Here is a 10,872-nt window from a genome sequence, read left to right as displayed (position 1 = left end):
CCCCATCGCTGCGCGATGGGGGGCAAGCGAACCCCCGCGCTACGCGCGGGGGTTGCGCTCCCGCTCCGCGGGAGCGCTGGCGGGATGCTGCGCATCCCGCTCACCCGCCTTGCTGCGCAAGGCGGGTGACGTTCCGTCCGCTGCGCTCCCGGGACTCTTCGGGGCCTCGCCCTTCAGGGTTGCTTCCGCTGTGCTCCAGCAACTGAGGGCGCTGCGCGCCCGGGGGCCAGCCCCGCTGCGCGGTGCCGTCAACGGGCCTTCGGCCCGGGCGGCAGCAAGGAGGGGGGTTGTCCTACTCGGGCTGGGTCACTGTCAGGGCCCACCGGATGCTCTCGTGCGAGGCGTCGATGCCCACAGTGAAGGAACCCGACTTCACGACCCCCGCATCCATGGTCACCGAGCCCACACCCGTACTGCTGGCAGAACAGTCCACCGTGAACTCGGCCACCCGCGCCTGCTGCGACTCCATCGTCACCGCCACACTGCCTACGCCTTCACAGGCAACCGTGAGCACGGTCGGCAGGCCTTCCCACGCCCCACCGGACGCAACCCCGCCATCCCCTGTCCACTCCTCCACCCACACCAGACCCTCAGGCCCGGGATGAGGAAGAAGACCACCAGCTGCCGCGGCCGGCGCAGCCCCGGCTCCCACCGCCCCGAAAACCGCCAATATCGCCACTGCCACGGTCCTGCGCATACTCGTCACGCCCGCCCCTCTTTTATCTGATGGCCTGTCACAGCAGAGGCAGTGTGACCCACGGGAAGACCGTCACGCATGAGTATCAAGACTCATGACATCCAGAGGCGGCCGTGGAGCAGGACCAACTCCTGGTGCTGCTCCTGTCAGGCTTGTGAGTGTTTGCGCCGAGCGGACCGGTTGGCGAGCAGAAGACACACCCACACCAGAACATGACAGGAGGACAGGGTAATGCTCGCCCCGCTGGCGCCATCGGTCACCCGCCAGGTCAGGAGTCCAAGAGCTATACACAGCATCGGCCAGTAGAGCCAGGCCCTCCATCGTGCGCCCGGCACGGTCCATGACGGCGGGGTACGCGAACCTGAACGCTGCCGCATCGAGGCTCCCTTCTCGGATCCCGTCCGCTTGTGCGGGCCCTTGGCCCGGGAGGGGGGTCGGTCCAGGTGCCGAAAGGTGGCAGGAAGCGGGCCGGTCGAGATGGTCAGGTAGACGGGCGGCCGGTGATGGCCGACAGGGTCGTTGTCCTGATCCGGCGGTAAGTCCTGAAGCCGTACACGGTCAACGCTGCCCAGATGACGGTACTGACCAGAGGCCACCACAGGTCCCGGCCCTGCTCGCCCTGGATGAGATTGACGACCCAGTTCACCGCCCAGCTGACCGCGAGAACAAGCGCTGCCCACCTGGCCCACCGCCACATCCGCATCGTTCCTCGAGCACGGGTTTCCTGTGAGCTCTGATCATCCTGTCGAAGTCGTGTGCCATCCATACCTACCCGCCTACCCCCTGCCCGCCCCTTGCCTCCCAACCCCTGGGAGAGGGCCGAAAACGGGCGGCCTCACCGACTCCAGAGATACACAGAGGTGGTCCAGAGAGGGACTGGCTGTCAGCGACGGCTGGCCTGCAACCAGATGTCGAGGCGCAGAAACACGATGAGACCCGGACCGCGGGTGGTGCTGCCTTACCGGCAGTGGGTCAGGCATGCGCGTGACGTGATGCAGCCGCCTTCCGTGGGGCGGCGTGGTGCGCGGGACGGCGCAAGTCTGCGGTCTGGAGGCGTTGCAGCCATAGGGAGGCGGTGAGCAGGAGGGTGCTGAAGACGGCCAGGAGGAGGGCGGACACCCACATCTGTCGGCTGCCGGGCAACTGCCAGGCGGTCCAGGCGGTCAGCGCCGCCCACAAGAGGACGCCGCCTGTGTAGAAGGTGCGGACCCGGTGCAGCTGCCGCACGGCCCGCAAGGACATGACGCGATCAGTTGTGGATGCCATGCCGTCCCATGTACCCCAGTGCACGCTGTTCAACGGAGCGGGTTGATCGGGTTCGTCCTCCGGCCGCCTCTCCTGCTTACTGCCGGGTGCGTCCTTCGAAGTCGCGTCGTACTGCCGCGCCCTGGTCCTCGACCAGCCCCGCACTGTCGGGGAGGTCCAGGACGGCGCCGCAGTGGTTGCACAGTTTGCCGTCCTCGGCCGGCGTGCCGCACGCCTTGCAGAACCGGTTGCCCTCGCCGTTCCCAATGCTCTGTTTCATGACTCCCTCTCCTGCAGGGTGGACAGTGATGGGCAGGGAGTACCCCTGACGTCTGTGCTGATTCCTTATGCATCTGCTTCATTTTGTGTTTGCGATAGAGTCTGGAGTTGGGTGACTCCGTCGTTGTAGTTTCTGTGGCCCGCTTGAGGGTGGTCGTTTGTGTTCAGCAGCGGGGCGTGGGTCCGGTGTAGCGGTGTAGGCATTGTGGGCCAGCGGTCTTTTTGACGTGGGCTGTTAGTTGTGTCGTGGTGTGGGCGTGCTGCGTCCGGTGTGCGGGAGAGGGTGGACTGAAATGGCGGTGGGGGAGCTTCGTCCTCATCAGCGGGAAGCCGTGGACGCGGTACTGCGGGCGCTTGAATTGTCTGCAAGATCTGTTGTGCCGGAGCGAGGGCTGCGTACTCAGGTGGTTATGGCGACCGGATCGGGCAAGACCCTGGTCGCCGCACGGAGCGCTGAGGAGCTGCGTGCGGGCCTCGTGCTGGTCCTGGTGCCCTCGCTGGATCTGCTCGCCCAGACCGAGGCCGCGTGGCGCGCGGGTGGCCGCACAGGTCCGGTGATCGGGGTGTCGTCCCTGCGGGGTGAGGAGGCGTCCTTCCCGAACACCACGGACGTGGGCGAGCTGGTCGACTGGGTACGGCCCTTCGACAAGGTCACCGTCTTTGCCACGTACGCCTCGCTCGGGCTGGGCACGCTGGAGCGCGCGCACGCCGCCGGTCTTCCGGGGTGGGACCTGGTCGTCGTGGACGAGGCGCATCGGACCTCGGGACGGCTGGGCAAGCCGTGGGCTGTCGTCCACGACAACGCCCGCATCCCCGCCCTGCGCCGCCTGTACATGAGCGCCACACCCCGACTGTGGCAACTGAACGAGGACTCCGAGGCTGCGCCAGGCGCGCCGGGTGAGCTGGTCGCCTCGATGGAGGACAACCCGGGCGGACCGTTCGGCGCCCGCTGCTACACACTGACGCTGTCCGAGGCGATCGACCGGGGAATCTGTGCGCCCTACCAGGTGGTGTGCCTGGACATCACCGACACCCAGCTCCAAGCCTCCCAGCTACTGGGCGTGGAGGGCCGCTCGGACGAGGTGCGCGGGGCGCGGCTCGCGGCCCTGCAGACGGCGCTGCTCAAGGCGTCGTCGGAGGAGGGCTTCCGGCGCACGCTCGTCTTTCACCACCAGGTGAAGGAGGCCGAGGCGTTCGCGGCCGGCCTGCCCGACGTCGCCGGTCGGCTGCATGCCGCCGAGCCGGAGCTGTATCCGCGCACGGTGTGGGCGGACTGGTTGTGCGGCGAGCACAAGCCGAACCACCGGCGGCGCGTCCTGAACGAGTTCTCCACAGGGATCGCTGCTGACGGTACGGTCGTGGAGAAGAGCTTCCTCGGCTCGGTGAAAGTGCTGGGCGAAGGTGTCGATATCCGAGAATGTGACTCCGTGTACTTCGCGGACGTGCGCGGCTCGATGCCCGACCTCGTCCAGACCGTGGGCCGCGCGCTGCGGATGCAGCCGGGCGAGGGCAAGGTCGCCTCGCTCGTGGTACCGGTGCTGCTCGGGCCGGGCGAGACGGCGGACAACATGCTCACCTCCCGGGCGTACGGCGGTCTCGCAAAACTGCTGGAAGCGCTCAGGGCGCACGACGCCCGCGTCGTCGAGCAGCTCGCCGAGCAGCAGGCACGCAGCAGCGTCAGGGGCGTCCAGACTCGCTCGAGCAGCGCGGAGGACGAGGGAGCTGACGGCGACCGAAGCGACCGTGGTCTGTCGGTGCCGGCCCGGTCCCTGCTGAAGTTCTCCACCCCGCGCGACCCCGCGCAGCTGGCCGCGTTCATCAACCTGCGCGTGATCAACCCCGAACACGCCCACTGGCGGCGCGGGGTGGAGGCCGCCGTCATCTACACCCGCGAACACGGTGACCTGAAGGTGCCGTTTACGTACCGGGTGCCCGGCCGCGACGACCAGGAAGCCGAAGGCGAGGGGTGGCCGGTCTCGCTCGCCGATTTTCCCCTCGGGCAGTGGATCGCCGACAATCGGCGCTTCTACGCCCGCGGGGACATGGACGCCGACCGTGTCGAGCAGTTGGAGAAGCTGGGCATGGTGTGGTCGCACTTCGACGTCGCGTGGGAGGAAGGTCTCGCGGCGGCGCGCGGGTGGGCGGCCGAGGCGGGCCACCTCCTGGCCCCGCTGGACGCCACCTACCAGGGCTACCGGGTAGGGATCTGGCTGAAGAACCAGCGGGCCGCCGCCCGCAAGGCGGCCGAGAACGAGCAACGGCGTGCCGAGGGCCTGCCGGTGCAGTCGTCGGCCGGGGCGCTGTCAGAGATGCGGCGCGAGCAGCTGGAGGACATCGACCCCGCCTGGTGCCCAAGCTGGCCGGTGGAATGGCAACGCTGCTTCCACCTCGTCCGGCTCCACCTGAACGCTGGCCGCCCGCTGCCCACATCGCCGGGCGACGTCGTGCACCAAGGCGAAGACCTCGGACGATGGGTACGGTCGATCCGGTACGGCTGGGACAACCTCACAGGCGTGCAGCAATGGATGTGCGAGCACATCCTCGGAATCGAACCCGCCGGCGAGGACGAGAAGCCTAAACCGCGGACCAGCCAGGCCGACAAGTGGTCCCTGAACCTGGCGGCCGCCCGCCAGTACTACGAACGTGAGGGGCACCTGCGCGTACCCCGCAAGCACATCGAACGGATCACCGTCGATAGCAGGGACGACAGTCGCGACGGCGAGAGCGGCGGGGGCCAGGAGGAGCGGGAGCTCCGGCTCGGCGCATGGGTCAGCAACCAACGCAGCCGGGCCGCGACACTGACACCCGAGCGAATCGAACAGTTGTCCGCCATCGGCATGCGATGGACATAGATACGATTTTCCATGAAAAGAGCCTGCATATCATGATGCTGCAGAGCGTAAGGCCTTCACCTTCTCGAATGCATGTACTAATGTATATATCTATCATAAAACTCATGGGGTGAAATCTCGCCCAGCCGGAACCGCTAGGCCGCACGGTGCGTTGTCAGGGTGACGGAGCAGGGAGAGGAATCAATCATGGAAGGAATGTTCGTCCTACTGCCACCCACAGCAGTCGTTGCGGGTGTCGCCCTGTTTTTCACCATTCGCCTGGCACGCAAGCAGCGCTATGAACAGCGACATGAGCTTGCCCGCCAGATCATCAACGACTTGACCACTGAATCCGCCGTCAAGGACCGGCATCTACTCGGCTGCCTTCACTGGCAGAACAGGCCTATCAAGGGAGGTAACGAGCGCGATGCGGTAATGCGCGCATACTTCTCGATGCTGTGGCTGTTCGGCCGCCTACAGGCCGGACGCTCTTCGCTACTCGCCACGAACAACAACAAACGCGATGACGCCCTGAAGTATCTGGATGAGGGAATCCAGACGCACATTCTGGAATACATTTGCACATTCAATGAAGTCAGGAAGAAGTTGGAGGAAGCCGACCCAAGCGACAAAGTATACGAAGGTTCCTACGCAGACGCCTTCCGAGATCTCCGTGAATCGTTCGCCGAGACCGTGGAGGATGAAGCGGTCAAAAGAATGCTAACCAAGGGGCATGTGAATAACGCCGAGCAGTGCATCTGCTCATGCCACGCCGTACAACCGAAGAGGACTTCCCGCCTTTCTGTGGCTTGAAGGTTAATCTGTAATAATCTGTAAAAGCGGGTAGTTAGCTCCACTTCACCTACCAGGTAATGTACTGCTCCGTCGCCCCCTCTCCTATACCGGGAGAGGGGGCTTTAGAGGGCGTCTCACGTGGTGAGTTTTGCGAGCTTCTTGTAGCAGGTCAGGGTCGCCGCGAGTCCGAGGAAGGCCAGGAAGTGGCTGCCCTTTCGCTCGTATCGGACGGTCAGGCGGCGGTAGCCGAAAAGCCACGAGATCGACCGTTCGATCTTCCAGCGGTGCCGGCCGAGCCGTTCGCTGGACCCCGGTCGACCGGATTGCGCCCGGTCAGCGATCCCCCCTTTTCGCGCGGACGGAGGCCGCGTCCACGATGGCCGAGGTCCAGTCCACCTCGCCGCGGGCGCCGAGCTCGTCCAGAACGGCCTGGTGCAGCCGCCGCCACAGCCCGTCCCTGGTCCATGCGGAAAACCGGCGATGAGCGGTGGCCGGCGAGACACCGAACGTCTCCGGCAGATGCCGCCAGGCACAGCCGCTGGTCAGCACGTACACCACAGCCGTGAACACGGCCCGCTCATCAACCGGAGCCGTACCGCCTCCCTGCGGACGGGAAGCGAAGGGAGGCAGCAACGGTGCGACGAGCGACCAGAGTTCGTCAGGAACCAACCGCTGCGACAAACCAACACCCATGGCAAAACATCATGCCGCATCCACCTCACACCACGTGAGACACCCTCTTATATTGTCACCACGGTCGTCACGCTCGCGGCTCAACTTCTTGGGCCCCTGTGGCCGTCGATCTGCCCGAATGCGATGTGCCGTCTTCGTGGCAGTGATCCAACTGGGGATGCACCGACCCGTGACAGCCGCAAGGTCGCGAAGTACCACCGCTGTGTCAGTGGCAAACTCCAGTCACGGGCCGACGAGCAGCAGGAACACCCTTTTCTCGCTCAACCGTGACTGACACAACCTCACTGACGCAAAGCCGACACATCGCAAGAAATCACAGATCATCAGCTACTGCTGGTGGATGCCGTCCAGGTCGATCCGGTAGACCGCGGTGCCGTACCCCTTGTCGAGCGCCGCGACGGCCAAGTGGTCACCGCGCAGCTCAATGAGGAATGACCCGCCGTTGAGTCGGATGCTGTATCTGGGCTGCTCCAGCTCGGTCAGCACCTTGATCTCCGGGAGGTTAAGCCTCTTGCTGGCCATGCGGTCGTACCGGGCGATCAGATCGTAGAGGGAAGCCTGAAGATCGGCTATGACCTCATACGACAGCGGGTGCCTGATCTCTGGCCGCAGGAACTCCGCGAGGTCATCGTGGTCATGGATGGCGGCGACGATGAAAGGCATGTGGCCAGCACCGTTGCGCAGGGTGCGCCAGGCGCCAAGGTGCAGAAGCCGCTCCACGACGTCCACAGGCGCGTTGTGCCATGCCGCCTGGTGGAGCGGCGCGTACCTCTTGCTGCTCCCAGGCCGTGGCGAGTTGACCCACTCAGGATGCTCGTCGAGGACGGCGAAGACGGTTATCCAGTCACCGGCCTTTGCCGCGTCGGCGAGACGGTCCCTGACCCGCAGCTCGTCCGGGTGGGTGTAGGTCCGCACGGCGCGACTGTCCCACCACGGGGTCCGCGTTTGGTCAAGGTCCATGCAGCGCAGTGTACGAACACCCTTTGAACATGCGCCCCGTTGGGGACGATGAAAGGCGACCTGCTCTGGCCGATGCCGCTGGTAATCAGTACTTGGCCGACGGGTCCTCGGTCTCGTTGTCACCGGACCCTTGGTGTCTCTCCACCAACTGCTCGATCTCCTGAGGAACCCAGTACAGCGCGTCCAGAACCAGCCCCCACGCCCGGTCCCGAAGCTCCTCCGGAACCTCGTTCTCGATCTTCTCCGCAAAACTGTCGATCTTGGAGTGGGCGTCATACTCGGTGCCCGTGGTCGGCGCGGTAATCACTGCCCACGCCAGCTTGCCCACCCCGGCCGCCACTTTGCCTATGCTGCCGAGCACCGAGCCCACGTCCATGTGTGCCCCTCCCCTGGTGGTTGGTGTGTCCTACCGCAACGAGGACCACCTCAGTATGCAGGGATACTGGCCTCGTGCTCCCGGGTCGGCACCGGCAGCGGGCGGCGTGCTCCTCGGCGCCGGCGTCGTCGGCGAAGTCGCGGGCGCTGCAGTGGCAGGTGCCCCGTCAGATGCGGAACCCGCGGTCGGGGTCTCGGGCGTTGTCCGGGCTGAACGGCTCGAACCAGTTGAAGCTCCACCTTTGACCTGGACACCCACCACCCGCCTACCAGGGTGCGTATGGTCTGTTCAGTGTGGTGCTTCGGCGGCGCCGCCGCGGCGGACCCGGTCAAGGATCTGCGTGTGGAGGGCGGCCAGGCCTCCGGGCGGCAGGGGTGCAGGGCTGCCGGTGAGGGTGTACCACTCATCGGCGCCGGTGGGCGTTGTCACATCGTTGAGTAGACGACTGTCTGACGGCGCGTCGAGGCCTGGTGGGCCTTGGCCCGGGCGTGTGTTCAGGCTGTGGTGGGCCGGCTCCTGGGGCCGGTGATGTGGTCCCAGATCGCGAAGCGAATGGTCATCTCGGCCCGGTAGTCGGGTGCGCTCATGAGATGGCGGCGGGGCCGAAAGTGGGGTGAAATGCCGCTGAACGCGGACAGGAACCGCTGTGCCGCGCCCGCCGATCGGAAGCCCTTCATCGCGCGTTCGCGCTGCCGCGTGGGCTGGTGGCTGTTCTCGGCCCGGTTGTGATGAGGTGTCCGTGTACTCGTCTGAGTGCACCACCGAGTACGAAGTTGTGTGCACCACTGCTCAGGCCACGTCGGTGTCGCGTTCGATGGCCTGAAGGCGGTTCTTGAGCCGGTAGCTGTTGCCGTTGATCGGGACGACGTCGCAGTGGTGCAGGAGGCGGTCGAGGATCGCGGTGGCCAGGACCTCGTCGCCGAAGACCTGACCCCATTCGCCGAAGGACTTGTTCGAGGTCAGGATGATCGAGCCCTTCTCGTAACGCTTGGAGATCACCTGGAAGACCAGGTTCGCCTCGGCCCGCTCCAGCGGCTGGTAGCCCACCTCGTCGACCACTAGGACGGCGGGGCGGAGGTAGCTGGTGAGCTTGCTGATCAGCCGCCCTTGGTCCTCGGCGGCCTTGAGGTGGCGGACCATGTCGTCGAGGCTTGTGAAGTAGATCGAGTAGCCGGCCCGGCAGGCCGCGACGGCCAGGGCGACGGCGATGTGTGTCTTGCCGACCCCGGGTGGCCCGAGCAGAGCGACGTTGGCCTTGTCCTCGACGAAGGAGAGGGTGGCCAGGTCCTTGACCTTGCGTGGGTCGAGATCGGGCTGGAAGGAAAAGTCGTAGTCCTCCAGTGTCTTGTGGTGCGGCAGCTTCGACAGCCGCAGGCCGTTGCGGAAGCGCCGGTCGTCGCGGACGGCGAGTTCCTCGGCCAGCACCAGGTCGAGCAGGTCGAGGTAGCCCATCTTGGCCTCGTCCGCCCGTTGGACGTACTGGTTCAGAGCCTCGGCCAGGTGCGGCAGGCCGAGCTTGACGGCGGTGGCACGGATGCGGTTGCTGGTCAGCTCGCTCAACGGGCTTCCTTGCAGGGAGAGTTTGCGATGAAGGGGCGGGTGCCGGTCAGCTCGTCATAGACCGACAGCGGACGGCGTCCGACCTCGACACTTGCTGCGGCGGTCCGGTTCAGCAGGGTCTGCAGCGGTCCGGCCTCTGGTCCGAGAGGCTGACCGCTGCGGGCAGAAGGCAGAGCATCGCCGGTGGTGACGCTGCGGCCGGCGCCGGTGGGCAAACCGTCCCAGTGGGTCTCGTCCACGATCCGGGCTCCGCGGCCGATGGCGCGCGGATGGACGGCCAGCAGCGTCTGACCGCCCGCGTCGGCGACAGTGGAATGCAGGCTGACCTGGGACTTCGTTGCCCTGATCTCGACCAGCTGACGAGGACGGACCTTCCGGGCAGGCACCGAATAGAGGTTCGCGTCGAAGGCGACCAGACAGTCCTTTCCGACGTGCCGCAAATGCCGCTGGGCGACCGCATAGGGGACCCTCGGCAGCGGGCGGAGAGCCACGTGATCACGCACGGCCCGCTGTCCGATGACTTCGCCGTGGGTGCCGTGGACCTTCGCCCGCCGCAGCGGCACCCAGGCTGCGAAGGCGGCGTCCAGTTCCTCGATCGAGGAGAAAGCCCGCCCGGCCAGCACGTGGTCGCGAACGATGCCGACCTGCCGCTCGACCCGGCTCTTGCCCTGAGGCCGGTAGGCGGCCAGCACATCGATATCGAAGTCGTAGTGCCCGGCGAAGGCGACCGCCTCCGGATGCAGCGGAACGGCCTCGCCCGGTGCGACGTGCCGGCGCACGACCGTCTTGGTGCGGTCGTAGACGATGCTCATCGGCACCCCGCCGAAGTGCGCGAACGCGGCACGGTGGCAGTCGAAGAACGTCGCCAGGTCCTGACTGGTGGTGAAGCAGCAGAACGGATCGCGCGAGTACGACAGCGTCATGTGGAAGGAGTAGACCTTCGGGATGCCGACATGGGCGAGGATCTTGCCCTCGTCACCCCAGTCCACCTGGGCCTGAGCCCCCGGGACGACCTCGAACCGCCGGTGCAGGCCCGCCAGCTCACCCGGGCTGATGCCCAGTTCGTCCGCGATCCGGGGCCGGGCTTCCTGCAGGTAGAGCTTCACCCGCTGGTAGTTGATCGTGACCCCGTAGTCCTGGACCAGGCGCTCATGGATCACTTTTCCCTTGAGCAGGATCTCGGACCTGAGCATCGCGTCGATCAGCGGCGCAACCTCGTCCACCACCCGCCGAGGGCGCTGACCTGCTACTTCTCTCTTCGGTGGGGCGACCGAAGCAGGGTCCCTGAGGTACTTGCTGACCGTCCGGCGGTTCAGCCCGGTCTCTTTCGCGATCTCCCTCATGCTCATCGCACCGGACTCGTACAGCGAACGGAACCGCCTCAACTCCAGCCACCGATGCGGATCCAAGACCACCGTCAGTCGCCTCCCTGTCAC

9 protein-coding genes and 2 pseudogenes are annotated in these 10,872 nt (G+C 66.0%); 2 read left to right on the top strand and 9 right to left on the bottom strand.

Going from position 1 to position 10,872, the window contains the following annotated elements:
• Window positions 1–292: 292 nt before the first annotated feature.
• The 3 genes from IH50_RS42985 to IH50_RS0135915 form a co-directional block, all read right to left on the bottom strand.
• A complete protein-coding gene (locus IH50_RS42985; RefSeq protein ID WP_234328321.1) occupies window positions 293–475 on the bottom strand; it encodes a hypothetical protein in 183 nt (60 codons plus the stop codon).
• A gap of 1,194 nt (window positions 476–1,669) precedes the next feature.
• Window positions 1,670–1,963 carry a hypothetical protein gene (locus IH50_RS0135920; protein WP_030872418.1) on the bottom strand — a complete coding sequence of 98 codons (294 nt, stop codon included), beginning with the start codon at window positions 1,961–1,963 and terminating at the stop codon, window positions 1,670–1,672.
• A gap of 76 nt (window positions 1,964–2,039) precedes the next feature.
• On the bottom strand, window positions 2,040–2,222 hold the full coding sequence (locus IH50_RS0135915) for a hypothetical protein (protein WP_030872416.1): 183 nt from the start codon (window positions 2,220–2,222) through the stop codon (window positions 2,040–2,042).
• 292 nt (window positions 2,223–2,514) lie between these two features.
• On the opposite strand from IH50_RS0135915, the gene IH50_RS0135910 reads away from it, so the two are divergent.
• Both IH50_RS0135910 and IH50_RS41865 read left to right on the top strand, forming a co-directional pair.
• Window positions 2,515–5,073, top strand: a complete 2,559-nt coding sequence (locus IH50_RS0135910; protein WP_078914216.1) for a DEAD/DEAH box helicase — start codon at window positions 2,515–2,517, stop codon at window positions 5,071–5,073.
• A 186-nt stretch (window positions 5,074–5,259) separates the two neighbouring features.
• Complete coding sequence (locus IH50_RS41865; protein ID WP_158801407.1) at window positions 5,260–5,865, top strand: hypothetical protein; 606 nt, start codon at window positions 5,260–5,262, stop codon at window positions 5,863–5,865.
• A gap of 116 nt (window positions 5,866–5,981) precedes the next feature.
• Here IH50_RS41865 and IH50_RS40470 read toward each other — a convergent pair.
• The 6 genes and pseudogenes from IH50_RS40470 to istA all read right to left on the bottom strand — a co-directional run bounded on the left by IH50_RS40470 (window position 5,982) and on the right by istA (window position 10,851).
• Window positions 5,982–6,540, bottom strand: a pseudogene (locus IH50_RS40470) (transposase).
• Window positions 6,541–6,867: 327 nt separating this feature from the next.
• Complete coding sequence (locus IH50_RS38255) at window positions 6,868–7,455, bottom strand: ankyrin repeat domain-containing protein (RefSeq protein ID WP_051767585.1); 588 nt, start codon at window positions 7,453–7,455, stop codon at window positions 6,868–6,870.
• 130 nt (window positions 7,456–7,585) lie between these two features.
• Window positions 7,586–7,876: a hypothetical protein gene (locus tag IH50_RS0135895; protein ID WP_234328320.1), complete on the bottom strand. Its 291-nt coding sequence runs from the start codon at window positions 7,874–7,876 to the stop codon at window positions 7,586–7,588.
• 494 nt (window positions 7,877–8,370) lie between these two features.
• Window positions 8,371–8,604: pseudogene (locus tag IH50_RS43655) on the bottom strand (IS6 family transposase); the annotation flags it as partial.
• A 61-nt stretch (window positions 8,605–8,665) separates the two neighbouring features.
• Window positions 8,666–9,436, bottom strand: a complete 771-nt coding sequence (gene istB / locus IH50_RS0135885; protein ID WP_030872396.1) for an IS21-like element helper ATPase IstB — start codon at window positions 9,434–9,436, stop codon at window positions 8,666–8,668.
• A complete protein-coding gene (gene istA, locus IH50_RS0135880; protein WP_030872393.1) occupies window positions 9,433–10,851 on the bottom strand; it encodes an IS21 family transposase in 1,419 nt (472 codons plus the stop codon). The genes istB and istA overlap by 4 nt, the downstream gene beginning before the upstream one ends.
• Between the last annotated feature and the right edge of the window lie 21 nt (window positions 10,852–10,872).

Origin of the sequence: Streptomyces sp. NRRL S-37 (assembly GCF_000721605.1) — a bacterium.
Lineage (GTDB): Bacteria > Actinomycetota > Actinomycetes > Streptomycetales > Streptomycetaceae > Streptomyces.
The sequence above is the reverse complement of the archived record's forward strand: the minus strand, read 5'-3'. Positions and strand labels throughout refer to the sequence as shown.